This window comes from Schaalia vaccimaxillae DSM 15804, from assembly GCF_000420425.1.
Taxonomy (GTDB): Bacteria; Actinomycetota; Actinomycetes; order Actinomycetales; family Actinomycetaceae; genus Pauljensenia; species Pauljensenia vaccimaxillae.
Genome location: NZ_ATUX01000008.1, coordinates 21,877 through 47,055, shown reverse-complemented (window position 1 = coordinate 47,055; position 25,179 = coordinate 21,877). Strand labels below are relative to the sequence as shown.

Genomic DNA, 25,179 nt, shown 5'->3' with positions numbered 1-25,179 from the left:
CGTGGAGAGAAGAGGAACCGTGGATCTATTGCTCTGGCGCAAGCGCTTGTGGCATTTACGTCACGGAGGATTCAGTGCTCTCCAAGAATTCGAGGCACGCCAAGTCGAAAATACGGGAGTCGCGCGGGTGCTCCAGCCGAGGCGATTGACCTCAAAAGGACGAATAAAAATATCCTTCGATGAGTGGCCTCTGCCAGACGTTGATTCTTGGAGGGGGCGGCGCGATCTCGCTGCTGGGATCATTGCTGATGATTTCACGTTGAGCGCTTTGGGCTACGAATGGAAACAAGTAGAGCTTGATCCAAAGGCTTGGCGTACACAGCTCGACACCGAGAACTTGGATTTGCTCTTTGTTGAATCCGCTTGGCACGGCAATCAAGATCGATGGCAGTATCAGATAACGTCTTCGAAAGGGCCCTCGCAGACTCTTAAGGCTCTAGTAGCAGAATGTCAAAAACGTTGCATTCCCACTATTTTTTGGAATAAAGAAGATCCTGCGCACTTTGAGGACTTCATTGAGTCTGCGCGAATTTTCGACTGGGTTTTTACCACGGATGAGGATCGTGTTGATCGCTACCGTGAGCGATTAGGCCATGATCGGGTGGGGGTCATGTCATTTGCTGCACAGCCTGCGATTCATAACCCAATTGTCCCAATTGGTATGACGTCTCAGCATCGTCGATCTGTTGCCTTCGCTGGGACATATTTTCGGGATAAATACCCTGAGCGCGGGAAGCAGATGGAAATTCTCCTGGGTGGAGCGTTGGATGCTCAGCGTAAGCTCCGTTACCCTTTGGATATTTTTAGTCGCTTTCGTGACGTCTCCGAAGCGTACCAATTCCCTGAACCATACTATGGACATGTGCGTGGAGAATTGAACTATCAACAGATGTTGACAGCGAATCGATCCTACGCAGCGATTCTCAACGTCAATTCAGTTGTGGATAGCTCATCTATGTGTGCGCGCAGAATCTTCGAGGTGTCTGCGTGTGGTACACCAGTTATTAGCGCTATTTCAAGGGCTGTTGAGACTTTCTTTCGCCCCGACGAAGTCATTCAGGTCGCTACTCGAGAAGAAGCGTCTCGCTGGATCCGTGCTTTGGATCGCTCACCTGAGCTACGCGACCGTATGGTTCATTTGGCTCAACGCCGTATCTGGCAAAAACATACTTTTGAGCATCGGATTAACAGTGTTCTCCAGAAGATCGGGTTCACTGAGCGCGTGACGACGATGCCGTCAGCAACGGCAATGATCTCAACGAATCGCCCGCATCAACTAAGCCATGTTCTCGGCCAAATGGCACAACAAAAGGACGTTGACCTCCAAGTTGTTATTCTCACGCACGGGTTCGAGCCGGAGAAAGCAATCGTTGATGCTTCGAAAGACTCAGGGATGGAAATCAACTGGGTGGTCGGGGACTCCGGCTGGACACTTGGGCAGTGTTACAACCGAATCATTGAATGTTCTGACGGCGATGTCATCGCAAAGATTGACGACGATGACCTGTACGGGCAGAACTATCTCTTCGATCAGATTGCCGCGTTGAAATATTCGAACGCAGAGCTGGTAGGTAAGGGAGCTCATTACTTGCATTTGGCTGACCAGAACGCCCTGTGTTTACGTTTTCCTACGCTTGAGTTCTCATGGGCGTCTTTCGTTGCTGGCCCTACTTTTGTGGGCTGGAAAAGTACCTTCGAGGAGATTCCTTTCCGCAGTCGCACCACCGGTGAAGATTCCCAGTTTCTATTGGACGTGCGTCAAGTGGGCGGCAAAGTTTTCTCGTCAGATCGTTTTGGTTTTATTCAACGTCGATTGGCAACTCAAGAACACACGTGGCGTATTCCGAATGAGGAGATTCTTGCAGCCTCTCATCTGACCACTTTTGGGGAGGGGAACGAGCATGTCTTCTTCTGACCAGTGGACGGCCTCGGCGCTCACAGATGGTCGAATAACATCGTATTCTTTCGGGAAAGACAACACGGATGACCTGGCGATGATTGCGTGGGAAGTTGAATGATGAGCCAACGATCTGAATCCTTTGATGACCTAGGTCAGTGGGTGGCCGCTGCTTTGATCGAACACGGTCAAAGCAGAGTTAAAACAGTGCCCACTTGGCGTCTGCATCCGGTCTCAGCGCGGCCAGGAATTTTCGAGTACTGCCGCAAGATCTGGCAACGTAGATTCTTTATTCTTGCGGATTCACGCGCCAAGGCATTCTCTTCCTCCCGCGGAACCACCTTGGGAAAAACATGGCTGATTCTTCGGCCGTTTTTGGATGCAATGGTGTTCTTTGCGATCTTTGGTTTGCTTTTGCAAACGGGACGGGGCATCGATAATTTTTTGGCCTATCTGGTTGTCGGGATGAATACCTTTGGCCTGATGCAAGCCGGATTGAACTCAGGCGGCACGATCCTGCCAGGCGCAAAAAATATGCTGCGTGCCTTTTCTTTCCCGAGAGCATCATTGGTGTTCTCATGGAGTTTGCGAGGGCTTTTCGACTTTCTCCCTGTACTTTTGGCAACCATTTTATTCATCATGGTGGTTCCGCCCCACGTCAAACCGAGCACAACATGGATTCTTGTTGTGCCGGTGGTGGTCCTTGTATGGATATTTTCGATCGGCTTAGCTTTGATCACTGCCAGTCTGACCGCCCGTATTCCTGACTTGAAGTTTATTTGGCCGCTATTATCCCGTTTCTGGTTCTATGGTTCGGGTATTTTCTTTTCGATCGACAGATTCGCAGACCACCCCGCTGTCATGGCGTTAATGACGGCCAATCCGGGCTATCAGGTGCTCAATCTCATGCGCCAATGCCTGGTATATGACACTATCCCCGAAACATCTCAGTGGGCATATGTTCTGGCTTGGGTACTGGGAACCTTTGTCCTGGGATTCGTCATTTTCTGGTCGCATGAAGAGTCTTATGGACGAGAGGGTTGAGATGGAAGACGAGGCGTACAAGAAAGGAATTGAGGTCAGACTCGGTGAACCTTCCGTGGTGGTCGACCACGTCCATCAGGTGTACCGAACCGAGACGACTGATCGTGAAGCTATTAAGACCGCGAGTGTGGGGGCAAAACTCCTCCACCGCTTGTCTCGCCGTCCAATCAAAGTCAATGTGCGCGCCGTCAATGACGTCTCAATGGTGGTGCGGACAGGAGAGTCTGTTGGCATCCTGGGATTAAATGGATCTGGCAAATCGACTCTGCTCAGGATGATCGCCGGAGTTGAGCCGCCCATTAGTGGCAGAATCTTGGCTCGTTCGCAGCCAACGTTGTTGGGAGTCGGGGCTGCCCTCGTGCCTGACCTAACCGGGATACGTAATATCGAACTTGGATGCCTTGCAATGGGGTTGTCTTCCCAAGATATGAAGGAGGCAATTCCTGCGATTGCAGAGTTGGCTGGAATTGGCGACTCAATCTATCGACCGATGAGAACGTATTCTTCAGGCATGGGCGCTCGGCTGCGGTTCGCCATTAATGCGGCTTCGCAGCCTGATATCCTGCTCATTGATGAAGCACTGGGCACTGGCGATGCGGCGTTCAAGAAGCGGTCTGAAGGTGTTTTAACAGAGATTCGTCAAGCTGCAGGAACCGTCTTTTTGGTGTCTCATGCGGCTCAAACTATCGAGGAAATGTGTACCCGCGCCATCTGGATGCATCAGGGCCGTCTGGTTGCAGACGGGCCAGCTTGGGAGACGGCTCGGGCCTACCGTTTGTGGGCGTGGAAGATTGCTGAAGGCAAACACGAGGAGGCTGCTCGCCTTCTAGCTGATGCTCAAGATAAGTTCTCGCCAGAGGAGTTTGTTCTTTCCGATGCAGACTCCTCAGTTGTTGCTCGTTCTGCCCCTTTCCACCGGAAAAAGTGAGGCTCATCCCTCACCGGTTGGACATGTGCCTGCCACTTCCCTAAACTCGGTCGGGCAGGTTGTTGACCTGCAGTAGGGCAGTGGCGCAATTGGTAGCGCACCGGTCTCCAAAACCGGCGGTTGTGGGTTCGAGTCCCGCCTGCCCTGCCAGTTCGATTTAGAGCTAAAAGGGGAAGTCGATGAGTGACACCACCGTTACCGGCGGCGACTCCGTGCGCCGTGATCGTTCCAAGCAGGGCGCTACTCCCTCGCGTGATCGCAGAGTTGAAGAATCTGAAAAGAAGCCCAACATCTTCAAGCGAATCTGGATTTTCATTACCCAGGTCATCGCTGAAATGAAGAAGGTGACCTACCCGACAGGGCAGGAAACCTGGACGTATTTCACCGTTGTGATCGTTTTTGTGGTCGCAATCATGGCTTTTGCCGGTCTTTTGGACTTTGGATTCGGTAAGCTAGCCTCATTGATCTTCGGCTGAAGCTGAAAAACCCGCCCGCAGGAATCTGCAGGCGGGTTCCTTTTACAGTTGCCCAGCCGCGACTGCCGCACAAGCGGTGCCAGGAGGAAGCGCGTGAGCGAGGAAATGAACCCCACTGAGGTTGAGTTTGACGAGTCTGTCGTCGAAGAGGTTGAAGAAACTGAAACCGATGCGGCTGACGCTGAGATCGAAGCTGTCTCAGTAGACGAATCTGCGCAAAACGAGGCAGAAGAGACCTCTAGCGAATCAGAGGGCGAGGACCCGATCGAAAAGCTGCGTAAGCAGATCTACATGTCCCCCGGTGACTGGTACGTCCTGCACACCTACTCGGGCCACGAACGCAAAGTCAAGGCCAACCTGGAGCAGCGCATCACCTCCCAGAACATGGAAGAATCCATTTTTTCTGTCGAGGTTCCAGACGAATACGTCATGGAATTCCGTGGTTCTGCCAAGAAACGCGTGCGTCGCGTGCGTATCCCCGGCTACGTTATCGTCTGCATGGACTTCAATGAGGAGTCCTACCGTGTCGTCAAAGAAACGCCGGCCGTCACAGGTTTCGTCGGCGACCAACATAACCCCGTTCCTCTGTCGGTTGACGAGGTCGTCATGCTGCTCACGCCAAACGTCCTCGAGGAGGCCGCTGTTGCAGCCAAGCAGGGCCCTGCTCCTGTTCAGGAAGTTCAGCTTGCCTACGAGGTTGGCGAAGTTGTCACCGTCACGGATGGTCCGTTCGAGACGATGAGTGCAACGATTTCGGAAATCATGCCCGAGACCCAAAAGCTCAAGGTTCTGGTGACGATCTTCGAACGCGAAACTCCTTTGGAGCTCAACTTCGATCAGGTTCAAAAGCTCGAACAGTGACGTCGAGCACCCGGACTTGGGACAAGGTCTGGGTGCGCGATAGGATCATCACTCGTGCGTACTGGGTTCACTATGCCTACGGCAGTGTGAGCCGGGTACTCATCCCCGTACGGCATCCGCCGTTGCGGGAAATCCGTAGAAAGACCCGAATTAACAATGGCACCGAAGAAGAAGGTCACCGGCCTGATCAAGCTTCAGATCGCAGCCGGTTCCGCCACACCCGCTCCGCCCGTCGGCCCTGCTCTGGGCCAGCACGGCGTGAACATCGTTGAGTTCACCAAGGCATACAACGCCGCTACCGAGTCCCAGCGTGGCTCGATCGTTCCGGTCGAGATCACCGTGTACGAGGATCGTTCCTTCACGTTCGTCCTCAAGACTCCTCCGGCTTCCGAGATGATCAAGAAGGCTGCTGGCCTCCAGAAGGGTTCGGGCACCCCGAACACCGTCAAGGTTGGCTCCATCACCATGGATCAGGCTCGCGAAATCGGTCAGGCCAAGATGGTTGATCTCAACGCCAATGACGTCGAGGCTGCGGCCAAGATCATTGCCGGCACCGCCCGTTCCATGGGCATCACGGTCGAGGACTGATCCAGACTTAAACCCCAGTGGTAGGGCAGGCGCTGCCCGAATCCCACGACTGCAAGGAGAAGAAGCAGAATGACTAAGCGCTCCAAGAGCTACCGCGCAGCGGCCGAGAAGGTCCACGCGGACGTTCCCTACATCCCCCTCGAGGCCATGAAGCTGGCTAAGGAGACCGTCGTTACCAAGTTCGATTCGACCGTCGAGGTCGTCTTCCGACTGGGCGTCGATCCCCGCCAGGCTGATCAGATGGTCCGTGGCACCGTTTCCCTGCCGCACGGCACCGGCAAGACCGCCCGGGTCTTGGTCTTCGCCGTTGGCGAGCGCGCACAGGAAGCCATCGACGCCGGAGCCGACGAGGTCGGCGGCGACGAACTGATCGAAAAGGTTGCCAAGGGCTACACCGACTTTGATGTCGCCGTTGCTACCCCGGACCTCATGGGCAAGGTCGGCCGCCTCGGCCGCGTCCTCGGCCCCCGTGGCCTGATGCCGAACCCGAAGACCGGTACCGTCACCATGGACGTCGCCAAGGCGATCAAGGAGATCAAGGGCGGCCGTATTGAGTTCCGCGTTGACAAGCACGCGAACCTGGCGTTCATTGTTGGCAAGTCCTCCTTCACTGCTGAGCAGCTGGCTGAGAACTACGCCGCTGTCCTCGACGAGGTCCTGCGTCTCAAGCCGGCTTCCTCCAAGGGGCGTTACATCCAGAAGGCCACCGTGTCCACCACCATGGGCCCCGGCATCCCGCTGGATTCCACCAAGACCAAGAACGTCGCGTCGGCTGACGCGTCCTGAATTGGCGGCTCCTACATTCCTAAAGCTCGCCTGCCCTGAAAATAGGGCAGGCGAGCTTTTCTGTTTCCAACAGGTCAGAAACATTGGGCCCCTACTAATTTTCAGGTACGCTTCGAATTAATCCCATTGTGGCCAATCGAATGGGAACCTATTCAACACGAATCGAGTATTAAAAGATGTCGTTGTCTGTCTGTGTCATTGGTCTTGGATATATTGGTTTGCCCACCGCTGCAGTGCTTGCAAGAGCAGGTGCTCGGGTCTACGGCGTGGATGTTTCTGACCGTCATGTGGATGCTGTAAATCGCGGTGAATTGCCTTTCGTTGAAGAAGGACTAGGAGAGGTTGTTGCCGACGTTGTGAAGTCCGGTTTACTTTCCGCACAGAAAGACACCCCGCATTCGGATGTTTATATCGTTGCGGTCCCCACTCCTTTTAAAGGGCAGCATCACGAAGCCGATTTGTCGTATATCGAAACGGCAGCTCGTAACATTGCGCCTCAGTTGGTTGGCGATGAATTGGTGATTCTTGAGTCCACTTCGCCTCCTGGAACTACAGAGCACATGGCGGATGTGATTCTCGCTGAACGTCCGGATCTGTCGATTGACGGGGCGGATTGTAAGCCAGTCGTGCATTTCGCTCACTGCCCGGAGCGGGTTCTGCCCGGACGCATCATGATCGAAATGGTGTCGAATGCGCGAATCATCGGCGGCGTCACCCCCGAAGCAGCCAGGATGGCTCGCGACGTTTATGCGACGTTCTGTGAGGGCGAATTGGTTCTTACCGATGCCAAGACCGCTGAGATGGCTAAGCTCACCGAAAATTCATTCCGTGACGTCAATATTGCTTTCGCAAACGAACTCTCGATCTTGTGTGAAAAGCTTGGCATCGATGTATGGGAACTCATTGAGTTGGCTAATCGACATCCGCGCGTCAATATCCTCAACCCTGGCCCGGGTGTTGGAGGTCACTGCATTGCGGTGGATCCGTGGTTCATTGTTTCAGCTCTTCCCAACGACGCGAAGATCATTCGCGACGCACGCGAAGTTAATGACTCTAAGCCGCAATATGTGATTGACAAGGTGCAAGAGGCTGTTCAGGGCATTGAGTCTCCCGTTATCGCAGCGTTGGGCTTGGCATTCAAGGCCGACATTGACGATCTTCGCGAGTCTCCGGCTCTTGACATTACGAAGGAGATTTCGGAGCAGCTGCCGGAAGCAAAAGTTCTGGCAGTCGAGCCAAATATTGATATTTTGCCGAAGAAACTTGAAGGTATTGGAAACCTTGAACTGGCTGATCTCCATGAGGCAATTGAGGCGGCTGACATCATTGTCTTGTTGGTGGATCATAAAGAGATTCGAGCTCTTGATCGTGCGGTTTTTGCCGATAAAACTCTCATCGACACGCGCGGGGTTTTTCGCCACGCTGTTTGAACTGCGTGCTGACGGACAAGACGCACTGATGTAGGCCTTGGATTCTTAGGTGAAGTAATGACGACTTTTGAAGATGAAAAACGCAGCCTGGATGATTTGGTTCGTCTGCGAACTTTGGCGCAGGATCGTCAAAACGAGGATGAGCGGCGTGCAACTAACTTGAACCCTCGTGAGCAGCGATTCCGCGACGCTGCCATTGAGCTAGAAAAGCGAGTCGAGGCCCTTGAGAGGGAGAAGCTGCAGCTTCAAAAGGATGTTCGTTGGCACAAAGCCAAGCGTGTCGAAGGCGAAGATATTCGTCGTGACCTCAAGAAACGTCTTGCTGACAGTCAGCTAGAACTCAAGAAGAGCAAACAGGAAGAGATACGCCTGCGAGCCGATCTTAGGAGGGTGCGAGGGTCTCGTTCCTATCGGCTTGGCAATACCTTGCTTGAGCCTGGTCGCGTCGTTCGCCGTGCCTTCACAAATCAAGATGGAGCACGATCAACGCAGACCATGGCATCTGAGGAAACCGCGCAAAAGCCGATCGCGGCTGCGCAGAGTGCTACCACGACACAGGCTCCGGTTGCTGCTCAACCATTGGTAAAGCCAGCCCAGGCGCCCTCGACCTCAGCAAGCAAACAGACGATGTCTGATGTGCGGACAAGCCAACCAGCTCGACCCAACTATAAGGAATGGTCAGTTGATCAGCTCCGAGAGGATTTTGCGGAGAATCCTTCGCCTGGTACTTTTGTGCGTCTTTTGCACCGCGAGTGGTACCAACTGGGAAATCTGTCTGAGTGCGTCAAACTCGTCAATGAAAATCAAGAGTACGTCGACCAGCTTTCCCAACGTGATGCGCTGGTGATTCCTCTTATTTTTGGGATTGAACGCTTGAAGAATATTCAAGAGGCAATTCCTCCCAGGACTGCCAGCGCAGCTTTTAACCCTGAACGCAACCGTTTGATGTACTGCGTACATTCAACACCAGCGTTCAACTCGAATGGGTATTCGACCCGCACCAGGGGAGTGGCCGCTGGTATTCGTTCAGCAGGGATGGACCTGACCGTCGTGGCTCGTGCGGGCTATCCCTGGGATACGCCTGTGGATCGTGAACGCCCCCTCCAGGAGCGTTCAGTTATCGAGATTGATGGCATCGACTACATCCATATTCCAGGCTCGTCATGGGGCAGGCAGCCGTTGGATAGGTACGTCATTGAGGCCGCTGACGCTTTTGTGCGTGAGGGGCTCGTCCAAAGGCCCGCTGTTATCCAAGCAGCATCGAACCATGTGACAGGTTTGTCGGCGCTCATCGCTGCACGCCGCCTGGGGGTTCCTTTTGTCTACGAGGTGAGAGGGTTCTGGGAACTGTCGCAAGCGGCTGCTAAGCCTGATTGGGCAGGGTCGGAACATTTTCAGACTCTTGAGGACATGGAAACTTTGGTTGCCTCAGAAGCTGATCATGTTTTTGCCATTACACGCCAAGTGCGTGAGAGTTTGATTGAACGTGGAATTGATGCGGATAAGATCAGTGTCGTTCCCAATGGCGTGAACACAGATGTATTCTTGCCGCTACCTCGAGATGAAGAGTATGCGAAGGCTAAAGGCATCCGTACTGATGTGCCCGTTATTGGTTTTGCCGGCAGCATGGTTCCATACGAAGGCCTCGATCTACTTATCGAGGCGTCCGGCCTTCTTGCACAGCGCGGAGTCGCACACCAGGTGGTCTTTGCGGGTTCAGGTAATCAAGAAGATGCTTTACGTAAGGCCGGACAGTCGGCAGGAAACAGGATTAAGTTCCTTGGTCGGTTGCCAATCGATGAAATGCCTCGACTCTTGAGCACCTTTGACATCATGCCGATTCCGCGTCGAAGTTTGGCTGTGACAGAGATGGTTTCGCCGCTTAAGCCTCTTGAAGCCTTTAGTGCAATGAAGGCCGTTGTCATGTCGGACGTGGCCCCCCATCGTGATTTGGCGGGAGAGTTTCAGGAACGGGCGCTGCTTTTCACGGCAGATGATAGTGGCGAACTAGCATCGGCCTTGGAACAACTGATCGTCGACGATGATCTAAGGCACATCATTGGACGCCAGGCACGTCTGTGGACTCTTGACGAACGACGTTGGAACATTATCGGCACCACCATGGTGTCTCAACATGCCGCACTAGCTGCAGCTCAGAGTGCTGACCGACGCTCCAATCATCAGATACATCGCCGCGCGCGAATCGGCTTGATCGCTGATGAGTTCACAACTAAAACTCTTGCCCCTTCGACAGATCTTGTCATTCTTGATCGGCAGAACTGGGCGACTCAACTTGAAGCGGAGAACCTGGACTTTGTATTCATTGAGTCGGCTTGGCGAGGCAATTCAGGCCAGTGGCATCGAGGAGTGGGTCGCTACGAAGATGAAGAGTTCAAGGATATTTCTGCGCTGCTTTGTGAATGCAGAAGCCGTGGGATTCCTTCCGTGTTCTGGAATAAAGAAGATCCGGTGCATTTCGAGCGCTTTAAAGCCACGGCTGCTCTGTGTGATCACATCTTGACGACGGATGCAAACCTCATCCCCGACTATCTTGGGCTACCTGGTGCTGTTACCAAGACCGTCTCGTCCTTGCCCTTCTATGCGCAACCAAAGATTCACAATCCTCTACCAACAACCAGAGAATTTACCTCGACCGTTGCCTACGCAGGTACGTACTACGGTGATAGGTACAAGGACCGTTCTCAGGTGCTTCGCACACTTCTTGAGGCTAGTAAACCTTACGGATTAACAATTTTTGATCGCCAGGCCGATAATCCAGATTCGCCTTATCAGTTTCCTGAAGGTTTGCGTGAATATTCTCGTGGCGCCATTCCTTATGACGAGGTTCTTGCTTCGTACAAAAGCCATCTTGCACATATTAATGTGAACTCCGTTACAGAATCTCCCACAATGTTCTCCCGCAGGGTCGTAGAAATTGCCGCTTCTGGGGGTGTCGTACTATCGGGTCCTGGCCGCGGAATCAACGAAGTTTTCTCCGGCTTGATTCCGGTTGCTGAAAACAGCGAAGAAGTCGATCTCTATCTGAGGGCATGGACGGCGTCAGGCGAGGAACGTTTGCGTGAGGCATGGCGTCAGTTACGAGCGATCCACCGTTCTCACACCATTGATTCGGCTCTCAAAATCATCGGTCAAACCCTTGGATTAGATTTTGCACCAGCAACCGTCCAATTCAGGTATGGCCTCATCGTAGATAATCTCGATCAGCCGGCCGCACAAGAGATTTTGAAGCAGTCAGTAGTTCCTCTATCTGTTTTCGCTCACAGTATTGACGAGGACGGGAGAACTCTTCTTGAGAAGTACGGAATTGCTGTCGTAGAGCACTCCTCCTTTGATCCCGTCGGACTTGATTGGATGGGTAGATTCTCCCTTGGTTTGCCGCGTACGTGGTTCGAGGATCTTTTGTCGTCCTCGCGCTATGGGCACTGGCCAGCCATCGCAGCTACTACCGCCGATGATCAGGGTCCACTAACCCAACTTGTCCGCTTTGGTATCTCGGGCGGAATTCGACCTGAAATCGTCTCGGTAACCACGGGAGATGACCTTGATGCTATCGGGCACCGGTTGGATCAGCAGTCCGAAGCTGGAATCTCATTGCTAATGCCACCTTTATCTGGCCAGCGAGAATACACGGAGCCTGTTGAAACGTATGTGCAGTCTTCTTTTGCGCAAACTGTTCTGGTTGCAGGCCATGATCTGAAGTTCATGCAGCCCTTACTGGAAGCCTTGGAGAAGAACGGTAATCGTGTCCTTATCGATCAGTGGCATGGACACAGCGGACACGATGAGACCAAGTCGCTGCAGCTGCTTGAGGAAGCAGATGTCATTTGGTGTGAGTGGGGACTTGGGAATCTTGAATGGTATTCCAAGAATGTGCGTCCGCATCAGCGCCTTCTCTGCAGGATTCACCTCCAAGAGATTTTCAGGCCATATATGCGGCGGGCCAATCACGCCTGCGTAGATCAGTACATTTTCATTGGCGAATTGATCCGACAAGCCGCAGTCATCAGTCACGGTGTGCCTGAAGAGAAAACCGTGGTCATTCCGAATATGGTTGCAGTAGAAGACCTGGAACTGCCCAAGGTTGATGGTGCTGAGCATAATCTGGGTCTTGTTGGAATTGTTCCAGAACGCAAGCGTCTTGATTTGGCGGTCGACGTCCTCGAGCGACTTTTGAAAACTGATTCCACCTATCGGCTCTTCATTAAGGGCAAACGACCTGAAGAGTACGAGTGGATGGCAAATAGGCCCGAGGAAATGGAGTATTACGAAGAGGTATATAGTCGGATTGACAGGCTGAATGCACGTTTCCCTGATGCCGTGACCTTTGATCCCCACGGGTCGGACATGGCTCAGTGGTATCGCAAGATCGGCATTGCTCTGTCCGTGTCAGATTTTGAGTCCTTCCACTACACGATCGCTGATGGAGCGGCTTCGGGAGCGACGCCCGTTTCATTCGCGTGGGCGGGTTCCGATCTTCTCTATCCGCGTGAATGGTTGGTGTCTTCCGCTGAGCAAATGGCCAACCAGATTTTGGCAGGCAGGAAGCGGGACTCTGGTCAGGATGCGGCCGTTATCCGTGAGCTCTATGGGCAAGATGTGGTCATTCAGCGTTTGATGCGCGCTATCCAAGGCCTTGCTTAAGGTATGGTGCATTGACCCTCCGATAAAGAGTTCGCGTATTTGTTATTGCAATGGAGAAATTTTGGCTGGGATCTCACGGAAAAGCACAGCAACTGAACTGTTTTTGACGGTAGTTAAAGCCGATGTGGCGGTCCGTGATGTTCAGCGTTTCCTTAAGGAGGATCTGATTCGCCTTGAAGGAAACAGATGGGTTCCTTACGACGGGGGCGCTATCTGGCATGCATCGGCGCCGCGTAGTGATGGCCGTCAAACTCATGGATGGTTCTTTCTGAGATCGTGGATCGGCGCTTATGCGAGCCTTGATGCTACGCAAATCGACGATCTGTTGAAGCGACTCCACGGACTGTGCGATTCCTGGATGAACGCTAGCGCTGATTCAACATCTATGGCATTCCATGACGAGACTACGGCTCAGCGCGCAATGATCCTTACTCACTTCATGGAAGTATTCGCTGACGATCTGGAAGAACGTCCCGATATGTCCGCGAAGCTTCGTGAGATTCTTTCTAATGACATTGCGAAGCTCTGCCAGCCTGACTTTTATGCAGGGTTGAACAACCATGGCATGTTTCAAGATGTTGCTTTATTGGTTTACTCAGCGTTCAGTGATCCCACTGGTGGTGTTCCTGAGCTCGAGGAGCTTGCCTTTACGCGGTTGGAATCATATTTTTCTTTCGCATTTACGAGCGAAGGAATCCATGTTGAGAATAATCCGACGTATCATCTTCTCGTTTCCAACTATTTAGCGAAGATTGAAGCCTATGCAGAAGTGACAGGTAGGCAGGAATTCGTCGCAGCCTTTGAAGAGCTTTTGATCAAAGCTGACTCTTTCGCGGCCCACATCGTCACCCCTACGGGAGAATTCCCGCCAATTTCAGACACCCGCTCCGGACGCGTTCCAGCGGGTCGAGCTGTGACAATATTTGGTGAACGTCAATTTCTGGGAGCAGTAACTCATGGTGAGAGGGGCAAACTTCCTGCAGATAAAAAGTTTGTTGCTCCCAAATCCGGGTACGCAATTGCGAGGGAATCTTGGGCCTCGGCAGACTCCGCTTACCTTCTCTTCTCGGCAGCTTATAACGCGAACTACCATAAACATTCCGATGAACTCAGTGTCTATTTTCGAGACGGTCAAAAGGAACTGATTCGCGAGGCTGGACCAAATGGATACCAGTACACCGATCCGTTCACAAAATATGCGTATTCGAGTTTTGCGCACAATACCCTGATCGTCGATGGTCTGGGATTGCCCAGAACCGACGATAAGTTTGACCAGACCTGGATGGAGGATCTGGGCGGTGAAGGCGAGGAGTTTTCGGTCACCGGGCACACCACTCGCTACGAGGGAGTTCGTTGGGATAGAAGAGTGACGAGCACCCTCCACACGCAGGAGCGCGGATTCTGTGTGCACGATAAGGTCGTTTCTGACGAGGAACACCATTATCAGATGCTCTGGCATTTTGGTGAAGAAATAACATGCATAGTTCGCGGCTGGGGCATTGAGCTCTTTGATACGGACGGGATTACAAAACTCGCAGAACTCACATGGAGTGGAACCGCGCCAGATTCAGTCACCACAGTTAGAGGACGAGAAAAGGCGCCTGTCCAAGGGTGGCAGTTCCCGAAGATGGGGGAGCATATCCCATCGACCTGTTTGGTTCTCGAGTATTTCGCGGCTGAAATTTCAGTCGATTGGGAGCTGAGAACCCGTAAGTTCCAAATATTTGATAGGGGAGTGACGCCCGCTTCTCGTTGGGAAACTTTCTTCGCTGAGAAGCCTGTCAACTACCTCCTCGAATCTCCAGCCGATAACAAAATCGCCGGTTTACAAGTTGTTTTCTCGGCCCTCGTGCCACAAGGAGATTTTACATTCAACTATCGGCGCTCGTTGGCTAAAAATAATTGGGCAAAGCTCTTTATTCTGGATGATTTCGGGCCGCAAGGGGCATATTATCTTGCGACGGACAGAAAACTTGCTGAGTTTCGATCAGTCCAGGCCCTAATACGGCGCACCATCCACAGACTTGGTATTGACAATTCACGAGTGATGACAATCGGCTCCTCAAAAGGGGGAACGGCTGCGCTCTTACACGGTCTTTCCTTGGGCGTGAGTCGGGTACTCATCGGGGCGCCTCAATACCGTGTTGGTGATTTTCTGGCGAAAGAGCATCCAAATATTCTTGAGACGATTGCGGGGGATTCGTCTGGTTCATCTGTTAGATGGCTCAACCAATTCATCCATGCCCTTCTGCGATCTGGTACTCGTCACACTCAGATTACTCAGCTCATCGGTGAAAGAGATTGGCACTACCGAAGTCATGCGGTGCCCCTGCATGACGCGCTGGTCGAACTCGGATACGCGCCGAAACTTCTGCATCTTCCGGGGCTCATACATTCACAGCTCGGTAGGGCATTCGCTGCATTTCTGCAGGATGGGATTGGTAAACCAACCGATGCTGACCCAGCGATCTTGGCTTCATCAGTCTCCTTTGATGCGGAAGAAAAGAGATTGGGCATCGTTGTTGATATGCCGCCTAAGGCAAAAGGAAGCGTGCGCCTCATGAAGGGCAAGGACAATGTCAGTGATGTCATTCCTTTGCATGGCGGCTATGCGGAGCTTCAAATTGATGCGCCGGGTACTTATCGATTCCGCATCTATTGGTCAGATCCCAGCGCTGATGGGAAACGTCAGGCATTCGGATCGCGGCCTTTACGCATTCCTTAACGCCAGATGTCATTCCGAATATCTTTAGATGACTTGCGAGGAGGCTGAGGAACTCATGATTTCCAACGATGCGAATGCGGTTGTTCACCAAGATGACAAAGTGCGCATCTTCACAGGGGAAAGTGTGAATGAACTTCACTCACGCCTCGTTTTCTCCTGCCCCAAGTGGACTTGGATGGGCGTACACGGCGCGGGATCTTCAATGGGAAGTTTATCTCCAATCAACATGCGCTTGATTTAGCCCAAATTTCCGATGGTAATTTCGGCGAGCTAGGAAAAGAGATCAAAGGGTCGTTGACAGTTTGTGCCTGCAACGGACGAAACAAAGCCGTCGTACTGCCGGATCCGCTTGGCGCCGGCCTCGTGTTCCTCTATCAGCGCAACGGATTGTTGCTGCCAGCTCGGACCTCAAACTCCTCCTGAAAACTCTGAGCCGCTTCGGTGTCACGCTCCAAAAATCAATCAAATACGCGATACTTGTTGGAACATTAGGTTCAGGTTGGTTCGGTTTGAGCCCATATGAAGACATTACCGTTCTGCCCGCAGGACATTGGATCTCCTTCGATAGCCGCGGGATGAACCTCTGTGAATACTCTGAATCTTCACAACCTGAATTGACTCTTGATGATGCCCTTCATGCTCTGGCGCAAGAGTGGGCCAAGAACTGCCAGATCGTTGCTGACGCTACTGGCACAGTCTGCATTGCGCATCTGACAGGCGGCTTTGACTCTCGACTGGTTCTTGCAGCCATGCGTTCTGCTGGGGTTGATCGGGGTTTCTCCTACTATTGCTCGGGGCAAGCAGGAGAACCTGAATTTGATAGCTCACGACGTCTCTGTGCCAGCCTAAGCCTGACACCGACTGATGACAGTGGATACGCGGAAGAAAATCTTTCAGAGTCGTGGGAAGAGCACCTCTGGGGCGCATTCGCATGGACGGAGGGTGTCGTGTCATCGCCCGCAACCATCTGGGGAGTTCAAACACCAGGCATCGTTCTCAGCGGCGGGGGCCGCGAGATCCTGCGTTCGTTCTATAACAAAGGCGAGTCAGTTTTTAATTCGCCTGACAGAATCACTGAACACATGTTCGATTCTTTTGCGATGGGGAAATCTGGCTCTCAATCCATACTGTCGGAACCAATGAAAAGTCTTATCTATGAAGGCTTAGAAAATGAGCACCATCGGGCTAGTGAAAAGGGGATTCGTAGTGCTGCGCAGCTTGACTACTTGTATCTCACTGGGCGTAATCGCTACTACGTTGGGGAAATATCCCGCTCTTTCTCTAGATTTATCCCACGTTTTGATCCGCTATACAGTCCTTTCGCTGCAAAAATTGCTCTGAATCTAGACGGGGAGATTCGTAATTCTAACCTTCTTGGTTTAAGAGCACTTGGAAGATTGGATTCTCTGCTTGCAGCACTCCCATTTGACTCCGAGCGCTACGCGCAAACATATATTGATATATATGGAAATCCTGCGCGCGCTGCCTTTAGAACGACGTTAAGAGTGCCCACTCCTGTGCAGTACGCGGCTCAAAAGCCCGGCCAACAAAAATGGGCACTCCCTCAGCCAACAACTCAACAGCATGAGTTTGCGAAAAAACTCAAGATGCCGCCTCGCCTGGTTCCGCAGTTCGAATACATTCAAAAACGGATCAATCCGATGCTTGACCTTCTCGATCAGTCGGAGCTATCTCAGGTGCTGGATGTTGACTACTTACGCGGCCTGATTCGCAAGCCTCCGGCGAATCGCGTGGGATACTGAGGTATCTCAACCCTGTACGGATCTTTGGCATGGATATCACGGGACTAAAAGGCTTTTACTAGATATCGGTGTCAGCACGAACTTCACTGATTACTTGCACTTAGCGAGTTGAGCGCATTCCCCGCAAGCTACGTCCGTAAATCTGTGCAGAGCAGCTCTTTTCAGTCCGCTGTGAACTCGTCCAAACGTGTGCCGACCCCAAGAAGCTCGGCCACAGCGGCAGCAGAACGCGCGGCCGCTTTTCCATCACCATAAGGGTTGACTGCTTCTGACATTGCGGCATAAGCCTCCTGTGAGGACTTCAAGATTGAGACTTCGGAGACAATGACCTCGCGGTCAGTGCCGATGAGCTTGACGGTGCCTGCGGTGACTGCTTCGGGCCGCTCGGTGTTTTCCCGAAGAACAAGTACAGGCTTTCCCAAACTGGGAGCTTCCTCTTGAATGCCACCCGAATCTGTGAGAACAACGTGGGCAGCATTAATGAGGTTAGAGAACTGTAAGTAGTCAAGTGGATCAGTCACAATCACGTTTTCTAGGCCTTCTAAAGACGGCATGATTGCTGCGCGTACAGCTGGATTTCCGTGGGCGGGGTAGATGATGAGATCATCGGGATACTTTGAAGCAATTTCGCCCAAAGCCTTGCCGATTTGCACCATCGGATCGCCCCAGTTCTCGCGCCGATGCGCAGTCACCAGAAGAATGCGTCGGTCTGAAGAAACGGCCTCAGCAACCCGAGGATCGAGGTACGAAACCGGCTTTTCGGTCGTGTAATGCAATGCATCAATCACAGTATTCCCTGTGACAGTAATACGATCAGCAGGGATACCATCGTGCAACAAATTTTCGCGTGACTGCTTGGTTGGAGCCAGATGTAGGTCAGCGATCTGGCCGACGAGTTTCCTATTCGCCTCTTCAGGGAAGGGAGACTTTAAATTTCCTGAACGCAGTCCGGCTTCAAGGTGGACCACTGGGATTTCTCGGTAAAAGGCAGCTATGGCTGCAATTGCGACAGTTGTGGTATCGCCCTGCACAAGGACTGCATCAGGATGAAACTGGTCAAAAATCGGGTCGAGGCGATCAAGGATCTTCGCAGAAAGATGGTTGAGACTCTGGCCTTGCTCAAATACATCTAAATCTGCATCAGGGGTAATCTCAAAAAGGCTGTTAACCTGTGACAACATCTCTTTATGCTGTCCAGTGACAACCGAAATTGCTTCTAATTCTGGATGGGCATCGATTGCTTTGATCACCGGCGCACACTTGATAGCTTCCGGACGAGTACCGTAAATGACCATAATGCGTTTGGGCATGGACCTAAAACCTTCTCAAGAATGTCGTGGGAACAAAAAGCATCGTATCGCGATTAGAAACGAGTGTTGTAAATCCGTGTGAGATGTGTTGGTCTCTTTCTGTCTTCGGCAATCACCATATACCCTGGTAGTTAGGAAAACTATTTTCGGAGTCAGAGTGGTCAATAGCCAAGATTCAGAAATGCGAGCTGCGAGAAATGCCGGCGCGTCCTCGTCTATCCCCAACAGGAGGGACCGATGGAAGCGACGCCTCGGTCCCCTTGTCGTCGAAGTTCTCATCGTCGTAGGGCTAGCCGGTGCCGCGTTCGCGTTCGTGGCCTCACCGGACAAGGAACAGAGCATCGTCATCATTAAGGAAGCTCAATCGACGCCTCAAAGTACAACAACAAAGACCCCCAAGAAGACCACAAAGACTGAGGACAAAAAGAAAAAGGCTGCTAACACGCAGAAATCTCAGTCTGGAAGCTCTGCTCAGACACCGACGCCCGCCCTCGAGAGCCCGAGCGAAACGCCTGCAACTGTTGGTGATCTCCCTTCGTCGCCCCTGTCTCCGGGATACTCGCCGTTCTACCCCAGCTACACGCTCTCGCAGCCCCAGACGTCGACAAATACGGGCGGTAGCACCCCGACTCCGGTGACTCCCGCTGCTCCAAGCCCTCAACCAGCACCGACACCCGCACCGGCTCCTGAGCCTGCCCCCGAACCAACGCCGGGCCCTGAACCGTCGCCGACTCCTGAACCTGAGCCCGCGCCTGCACCTGAGCCAGTGCCGGAAGAGATCTCAGCAGAATAAGCGTTGCGTGCCCGAAGTGCTACGTCAGTGGGGGACCTCGCCGCAGTGAGGGCCTCTTGCGCACCACTTCGTGCGTCGACCTGGAACATCAGACGCTACTGCCCACAACCGTCCTGCTTTGCGTTTGGCTCGGTCGGCGTCCGCCCTCTCCGCACTTCTTGCTGTGTCGCCGTGCCCACACTCACACCCCACGGACTTGGCGCTCGCCCTCGTCCCTGTTAAGTTTGAATACGCCGAAGACCGTCGGACTTTTGGGTAACCAAAATGAAATGCGAAAGCAGCCGACGCAGGACAGTGAGTGACCGCTCAGCGGAAACACCGGACATTTCATGCCCGACACCATCCTGCGTGTCGGGCTTTTTCATTGCCCAGCGGTCACATATCTGGAAGGAGGACCATGGCGAGGTCTGACAAGGTGGCAGCAGTTGCCGAACTCGTGGAGCGTTTCCGCGCGTCCGACGCTGTCCTGCTGACTGAGTACCGCGGCCTGACCGTCGGCCAGCTCAAGGAGCTGCGTCGCGGACTGGGCGACAACGCGAACTACGCCGTGGTGAAGAACACGCTGGCGCGGCTGGCAGCACAGGAAGTCGGACTCGACTTCCTCGCTGAGGACCTCAAGGGTCCGACAGCCATCGCTTTCGTCACCGGTGAGCCCGTTGAGGCCGCCAAGACGCTGCGTGATTTTGCCAAGGAGAACCCGGCACTCGTGCTGAAGTCTGGCGCGATGGACGGCGCAGCGCTGTCCGTCGAGGGTGTCAAGAAGCTTGCTGAGCTTGAGTCTCGCGAGGTGCTGCTGGCCAAGGCCGCCGGCGCCATGAAGGCCAAGATGTCGCAGGCTGCGTACGCGTTCAACGCGCTCCCGTCCAAGACGGTGCGCACCATCGATGCTCTGCGCGAAAAGCAGGGCGAAGCGGCCTGACGAGACAGGCCCCGCGCACTCAAGGATCCGACATCCCGAAGTTCGCGCGGAACTCACCAAACATCTGCTCTCGTAGCAGGCCCAACAAGGAAGGATGCCAACCATGGCTAAGCTCTCCGCTGATGAGCTCATCGAAGCTTTCAAGGAAATGACCCTTATCGAGCTGTCTGACTTCGTCAAGCAGTTCGAAGAGGTCTTCGACGTCACCGCAGCCGCCCCGGCCGCCGTTGCCGTTGCTGCCCCCGCCGCTGGCGACGCCCCCGCCGCCGAAGAGAAGGACGAGTTCGAGGTCGTCCTCGAGTCCGCAGGCGACAAGAAGATCGCCGTCGTCAAGGTCGTCAAGAACCTGACCGGCCTGGGCCTCAAGGAAGCCAAGGACCTGGTTGACGGCGCACCGTCCACCATCTTCGAAGCTGCCAAGAAGGAAGACGCCGAGAAGGCCAAGGCTGAAATCGAAGAGGCCGGCGGCTCCGTCACCCTTAAGTGACCCCGTCGGTTCGCCCTTGCGCCTAGTCGCGTGAGTGCGAGCCACCTCTTTGGGCAGTTCATGCCCTGAAGCTTCAATGTCACCCCGCAGGGCGTGCGTGCTGAAAAGTTCGCCGCCTGCGGGGTGACGCGTATGTAGGGCAGTGCCCGTCCTTCCTCTTTCCTCTTCTCCCGCGAAGGACGCCCAAAACTCCCGCGAAGGACGCCCAAAAGTTTGCCGAGGGACGCCCATAACTTCCGCGAGGGACGCCCAAGTTGGGATCTGCGCCATGGACTGCAGAAATGAGGCGCTCCCCACGCCCAGCAAATTTGCCCAGCGCCAACACGGTCGCTAGTATTTCTACTTGTCGCAATCCTGCGTAGCTCAACGGCAGAGCATCCGACTGTTAATCGGACGGTTACTGGTTCGAATCCAGTCGCAGGAGCAGATGAGAAAACGGCCCCGACACTAAGGAAACTTGGTGTTGGGGTTGTTTGTCCTCGGCCTAAAAAGCGGCTACTACAGCGACTACTACAGCCATTGGGATCGAGACCCGCTTTAGCTCCCAAAGGTGGGCCAGCGCTCGCGGGTTAGGCGTTACCTAGTGTCTCTTGAATCGATAGGTATGGTCGCGTAAACCTGTAGCCACGATGGACCGTTAATCGGACGTCGTTAGTCAGCCGCCTCAGAAATGGGGCGGCTGTTTAACTATGGGAGTCAAATCGCATCAACCAACACATGTGGATCGATGATCTTCCAAAGCTTTTCTCGAGACTTCCGCGCTTTCGGATGCTCATCTTGTGGGTAATGTTGGCAGCGCTGCCAGATGTACAAAACAAGATCGATTATCTGCAATGCAGAAGAGTCTTCAGAGGGGTAAAAGTTCAGAGGTTCAGTGATATTCGACAGTTTGTGAGGAGAATGGCCGAATGTTCCTTTTTCTTTTGCGATCGAAAGTTCCCAGCTGACTTGTTTCGCGAAACTGGATTTGTCGCACACCACAATGACGTCACCCTGGTTCCTTTGCGCTGCGTTGTCGCTGATGGGCTCCTAGGTATAGGTCATAGCGATGGAATAGGGGCTAAGCGGATTCTTGTATCGGCGTCTGAGCCGAGCAACATCTAGTCCCTGAAATATGAACTGAATGTCGAGGTCGTCAATGACATGCAAAGCCACGGCATAAATAGCTGCCTGTTCTCGATGCTTTTCTGCGAGTGCTTTCCATTGTCCGCGTCCCTGCATGAGGGGATGGCCGTGAAACTCGATCCGGGGATCTAATCCCATGCTTCGGGCCATAGTGCTGTGCAGGTGGCCTAAGCGATCTTCTGCGATCCCCCAGGTGTCTTGCGATGCGAGTGCGGCTCAATTGCAAAGACCTCGTTGTCGTCTGTTTTGTCGAGATAGGCAAGAATCATGATTAACGATCTCATTGTGGGAGACGCAGCTCAATGAATTTATTGAGGTGTGCCCGTTTGTAAGCGTCATCTAGGCCGTCTCAAGTGAAGGTCTGCACTAAGATTGAAACAATACCGAACGATCGGTACTGTTTCGTTTTGTGAACACGTCCAGATTTGCTGAAGAGCAGCTTGAAAAAGCGCAATTCCTAGCTCCAGCACACAACTCGATATCCGAAACGTCGGCAACCCCCGCGATAAGCGCAGCAGCAACCTCGCCAGTCAACGCAACCACGCCGCCCGCCCTCGTCCTCGAACAATCCGACGCAACCGCACCCACCGGACGGTGGACCTTCTTCGCAGTCATTTCCCTGGGCCTACTCATGATCGGCCTGGACAACTCCATCCTCTACACAGCCCTGCCCCAACTGGTTGAACAACTCCACGCCAACCAAACCCAGCAGCTCTGGATCATCAACGCCTACGCGCTCGTGCTCGCGGGACTCCTCCTGGGCACCGGAACCCTGGGGGACCGCATCGGCCACCGACGCATGTTCCTCACAGGCCTCGTCATTTTCGGCCTCGGTTCGCTCATAGCCGCCTTCGCCCCCACCGCCTGGGCGCTCATCACCGCACGAGCCTTCCTCGGCCTGGGTGCCTCCATCATGATGCCCGCAACCCTAGCCCTCATCCGCCTAACCTTCTCCAACGAGGTCGAACGCAATACCGCCATCGGCATCTGGGGTTCCGTCGCTGTCGTCGGAGCCGCAGCAGGTCCCACCGTCGGCGGATTCCTTCTCGAACACTTCTGGTGGGGATCTGTGTTCCTCATCAATGTGCCGATTGTCGTCATCGCCATCATCTTGACTGTGGAGCTCGCCCCGAAAAACGTTCCTAACCCTGACAAAAATTGGGACTTCGTCTCTTCCCTCTACGCGCTGGTGACGCTGGCCAGTCTGGTAATGGTTATCAAGTCTGCAGCGAACTCACACTGGCAACAAGCAGGTATCGCGGCTGGAATCTTCCTCATCGGTGCACTGGCCTTCGTCATTCGTCAGCGTCGCCTCGATGACCCGCTGCTGACCTTCGATATCTTCCGATCGCGCATCTTTGCTGGCGGCGTCTTAGCAGCCGGAGGAGCAATGTTCGCCCTCGCCGGCATGGAAATGCTCACCACCCAGAAGCTGCAACTCGTCGATCAATTCACCCCGCTAGAAGCCGGACTCGCAATCTCGGCAATGGCTATCGCAGCTTTCCCTGCCTCCACTCTCGGCGGAGCAAACCTGCACCGTGTTGGTTTCCTGCCACTGATCTCCGGCGGGTTTGTCGTCATCGCGACAGGCTTGATTATGGCCTGGTGGGCAGGCCGCCACAACACCTTCCCACTCTTCCTGGCAGCGATGATTCTGAGTGGAACCGGCGCCGGCCTCGTCATGTCGGTTTCGTCGACGGCAATCATCGGATCCGCGCTACTTCACCGAACAGGCATGGCGGCAGGAGTTGAAGAAGTGTCCTACGAGTTTGGCACTCTGCTGTCGGTTGCCATTACGGGGTCGATGGTGCCACTGTTGATGGAACGGCGGCTTCCTGCAGACTTGCGTGAGCGTGGTATCGACGCGCTCTATGACCCAGCCACTCGCCAGGCAGCAGCAGTTGCCTACGAATCTGGGTATCTGACGGTTGTCGGTATCCTCGCAGTAGTGGTCGTGGCTCTCGCCGCAGCGACCGCGTGGTGCTTCCGTGGGAACCTGAAGTCAGGAGGCAATGGTGCCGCGCATTAGTAAGAAGGACCAGGCTGTTCGCGCTGCCCTCAAGATCATCGAGGACGAGGGCGTGCGTGCGTTGACCTACGACTCCTTGTCGACCACCACGGGGATTTCCAAGTCCGGGTTGATTTATCACTTCCCGTCTCGACATGAACTGTTGGTTGAGTGCCACCGGTATTGCGCGGCCCGGTGGAATGCAGAACTTGAGGCTTTGGCGGGTGGACGCAAAGCTAGCGAGCTCAGTGTTGCTGAACGCCAGCGGGTGATGGTTTTGTCGCTCGGTAAGAACGACCCGGTCATTGAGTTGCTGATGTCGATTCACTCTCAAGAACATCCGGATTTTTTGGTGCCTTGGAAGTCGGTGGACGACGAATGGATGCTCAGTGGAGACGATGGGTCGTCCGACGAGCGGGAACTGAGCGATCTCATGATCGTGCTTATGGGAATGGGACTGTGGGTGTTTGACCATGTTGCGTCCGAGAAATTGCCTGACGAAAAGCGGCAGATGATTGTTGAGAGGCTGCTGGCGAGGATTGATTCGGGAGAACCGCTCGAGCTGTGAGGCTGAGGCTTGTGTCTGGCTCGATGCGCAGGGCTTCTGGCATCAGGCGCCGATTCTCACTGTCATGCGCTGATGCACCCCTATTCTGCCGGCGCCCACGGTTATGCGCCGACGCCGTGCCGTCTACGAACCGGCATCACCGTATAACGGTGGATTTCGATGCAGTTTGATGGAGGTCGGGCAGTGAGTGAACCTCGTCGTGCTAAACCTCCACACGCATGGGCGTCCCTCGCGGGAGTTTTGGGCGTCCCTCGCGGGGTGGGGGAGAGGCACAATGGGGGAGTGAATGATGTGCTCGTTGAAGAAGTGCTTCGCTTGGTTGAAGCGATTCCGTCGGGGCGCGCCGCGACTTATGGGCTGATTGCGCAAGTCGTAGGAACTGGACCACGTGTGGTGGGGCGCATCATGAAGGAGTGGGGCAGCAACGTCCCATGGTGGCGCGTCGTGAACGCTCACGGAGAATTTCCGACAACCCTGCGGTCCGGAGCCCGTGAATATTGGGCACGTGAGCGGCATCCGGTGGTCGGAGAAAACGAGCGGCTCGATCTTAAGCGGTGTTTGATTGAAGAAGATTATCTCGATCAAAAACTTGCAGAAATCCGCGATGATCTGCGGAAAAGTCTGCGTGAGAAATAATCTGTCAAACGATGGTCGGTAACGTTTTTGTAACACGTTGAGATCATGATTCGACGATTCTCAATTCGTCCCCTATTGTTATTCACACGCCAATGAGGGCGGCACTTCATCGGACGTTTCGTTAGCGTTCACGAACGGTGGGGGAGACCAAACTCCAGGAACATCGAAGTTAC

20 protein-coding genes and 2 tRNA genes are annotated in these 25,179 nt (G+C 53.8%); 19 read left to right on the top strand and 3 right to left on the bottom strand.

All coding sequences use genetic code 11. From position 1 onward, the window contains the following. The first annotated feature begins 19 nt into the window (after positions 1-19). The 12 genes from G439_RS11480 to G439_RS0107055 all read left to right on the top strand — a co-directional run bounded on the left by G439_RS11480 (position 20) and on the right by G439_RS0107055 (position 17,160). Positions 20-1,915 (top strand): glycosyltransferase family protein, encoded by a 1,896-nt coding sequence (locus tag G439_RS11480; RefSeq protein ID WP_022868496.1) that lies wholly within the window; start codon positions 20-22, stop codon positions 1,913-1,915. 99 nt (positions 1,916-2,014) lie between these two features. After that, positions 2,015-2,941, top strand: coding sequence for an ABC transporter permease (locus tag G439_RS0107110; RefSeq protein WP_083940821.1), 927 nt, complete (start codon positions 2,015-2,017; stop codon positions 2,939-2,941). Continuing rightward, positions 2,913-3,869 (top strand): ABC transporter ATP-binding protein, encoded by a 957-nt coding sequence (locus G439_RS11475; protein ID WP_243442564.1) that lies wholly within the window; start codon positions 2,913-2,915, stop codon positions 3,867-3,869. The genes G439_RS0107110 and G439_RS11475 overlap by 29 nt, the downstream gene beginning before the upstream one ends. A 74-nt stretch (positions 3,870-3,943) precedes the next feature. Continuing rightward, positions 3,944-4,019: transfer RNA gene (locus tag G439_RS0107100), tRNA-Trp, on the top strand. A gap of 29 nt (positions 4,020-4,048) precedes the next feature. After that, a complete protein-coding gene (gene secE, locus G439_RS0107095; protein WP_022868492.1) occupies positions 4,049-4,345 on the top strand; it encodes a preprotein translocase subunit SecE in 297 nt (98 codons plus the stop codon). Positions 4,346-4,450: 105 nt separating this feature from the next. Then, positions 4,451-5,206 carry a transcription termination/antitermination protein NusG gene (gene nusG, locus G439_RS0107090; RefSeq protein ID WP_051125745.1) on the top strand — a complete coding sequence of 252 codons (756 nt, stop codon included), beginning with the start codon at positions 4,451-4,453 and terminating at the stop codon, positions 5,204-5,206. Between the two features lie 156 nt (positions 5,207-5,362). Next, positions 5,363-5,794, top strand: a complete 432-nt coding sequence (rplK, locus tag G439_RS0107085) for a 50S ribosomal protein L11 (protein ID WP_022868490.1) — start codon at positions 5,363-5,365, stop codon at positions 5,792-5,794. A gap of 69 nt (positions 5,795-5,863) precedes the next feature. After that, a complete protein-coding gene (gene rplA / locus G439_RS0107080) occupies positions 5,864-6,580 on the top strand; it encodes a 50S ribosomal protein L1 (RefSeq protein ID WP_022868489.1) in 717 nt (238 codons plus the stop codon). A gap of 176 nt (positions 6,581-6,756) precedes the next feature. Next, positions 6,757-8,010: a UDP-N-acetyl-D-mannosamine dehydrogenase gene (gene wecC / locus G439_RS0107075; RefSeq protein ID WP_022868488.1), complete on the top strand. Its 1,254-nt coding sequence runs from the start codon at positions 6,757-6,759 to the stop codon at positions 8,008-8,010. A 57-nt stretch (positions 8,011-8,067) separates the two neighbouring features. Continuing rightward, a complete protein-coding gene (locus G439_RS0107070) occupies positions 8,068-12,672 on the top strand; it encodes a glycosyltransferase (RefSeq protein WP_022868487.1) in 4,605 nt (1,534 codons plus the stop codon). A 61-nt stretch (positions 12,673-12,733) separates the two neighbouring features. Continuing rightward, the gene (locus tag G439_RS0107065) at positions 12,734-15,397 is read left to right on the top strand and encodes a heparinase II/III domain-containing protein (RefSeq protein ID WP_022868486.1); all 2,664 of its coding nucleotides are present in this window, start codon (positions 12,734-12,736) and stop codon (positions 15,395-15,397) included. A 302-nt stretch (positions 15,398-15,699) separates the two neighbouring features. Beyond that, positions 15,700-17,160 (top strand): hypothetical protein, encoded by a 1,461-nt coding sequence (locus G439_RS0107055; protein ID WP_207382269.1) that lies wholly within the window; start codon positions 15,700-15,702, stop codon positions 17,158-17,160. Positions 17,161-17,321: 161 nt separating this feature from the next. Here the strand turns inward: G439_RS0107055 and wecB are convergent, their stop codons facing one another. After that, complete coding sequence (gene wecB / locus G439_RS0107050; RefSeq protein ID WP_022868483.1) at positions 17,322-18,470, bottom strand: non-hydrolyzing UDP-N-acetylglucosamine 2-epimerase; 1,149 nt, start codon at positions 18,468-18,470, stop codon at positions 17,322-17,324. Between the two features lie 181 nt (positions 18,471-18,651). On the opposite strand from wecB, the gene G439_RS12625 reads away from it, so the two are divergent. The 4 genes from G439_RS12625 to G439_RS0107030 all read left to right on the top strand — a co-directional run bounded on the left by G439_RS12625 (position 18,652) and on the right by G439_RS0107030 (position 21,093). Then, the gene (locus tag G439_RS12625) at positions 18,652-19,263 is read left to right on the top strand and encodes a hypothetical protein (protein WP_165544530.1); all 612 of its coding nucleotides are present in this window, start codon (positions 18,652-18,654) and stop codon (positions 19,261-19,263) included. 397 nt (positions 19,264-19,660) lie between these two features. Continuing rightward, complete coding sequence (gene rplJ / locus G439_RS0107040; protein WP_022868481.1) at positions 19,661-20,182, top strand: 50S ribosomal protein L10; 522 nt, start codon at positions 19,661-19,663, stop codon at positions 20,180-20,182. 103 nt (positions 20,183-20,285) lie between these two features. Continuing rightward, positions 20,286-20,669: a 50S ribosomal protein L7/L12 gene (rplL, locus tag G439_RS0107035; protein WP_026459491.1), complete on the top strand. Its 384-nt coding sequence runs from the start codon at positions 20,286-20,288 to the stop codon at positions 20,667-20,669. A gap of 352 nt (positions 20,670-21,021) precedes the next feature. Continuing rightward, a tRNA-Asn gene (locus tag G439_RS0107030) sits at positions 21,022-21,093 on the top strand. 272 nt (positions 21,094-21,365) lie between these two features. Here G439_RS0107030 and G439_RS0107025 read toward each other — a convergent pair. Further along, positions 21,366-21,650: a hypothetical protein gene (locus G439_RS0107025; RefSeq protein WP_022868479.1), complete on the bottom strand. Its 285-nt coding sequence runs from the start codon at positions 21,648-21,650 to the stop codon at positions 21,366-21,368. Positions 21,651-21,698: 48 nt separating this feature from the next. Next, entirely contained in the window at positions 21,699-21,932 is a 234-nt protein-coding gene (locus G439_RS11470) for a hypothetical protein (RefSeq protein ID WP_131333568.1), read from the bottom strand. 271 nt (positions 21,933-22,203) lie between these two features. Between G439_RS11470 and G439_RS11465 the strand changes: the two genes are divergently transcribed. The 3 genes from G439_RS11465 (at position 22,204) to G439_RS0107000 (ending at position 25,006) form a co-directional block, all read left to right on the top strand. Further along, positions 22,204-23,823: an MFS transporter gene (locus G439_RS11465; protein ID WP_022868476.1), complete on the top strand. Its 1,620-nt coding sequence runs from the start codon at positions 22,204-22,206 to the stop codon at positions 23,821-23,823. Then, positions 23,810-24,370: a TetR/AcrR family transcriptional regulator gene (locus G439_RS0107005; RefSeq protein WP_026459490.1), complete on the top strand. Its 561-nt coding sequence runs from the start codon at positions 23,810-23,812 to the stop codon at positions 24,368-24,370. Before G439_RS11465 ends, G439_RS0107005 begins: the two co-directional genes overlap by 14 nt. A 282-nt stretch (positions 24,371-24,652) precedes the next feature. Further along, positions 24,653-25,006 (top strand): MGMT family protein, encoded by a 354-nt coding sequence (locus G439_RS0107000; protein ID WP_022868474.1) that lies wholly within the window; start codon positions 24,653-24,655, stop codon positions 25,004-25,006. Positions 25,007-25,179 lie beyond the last annotated feature (173 nt).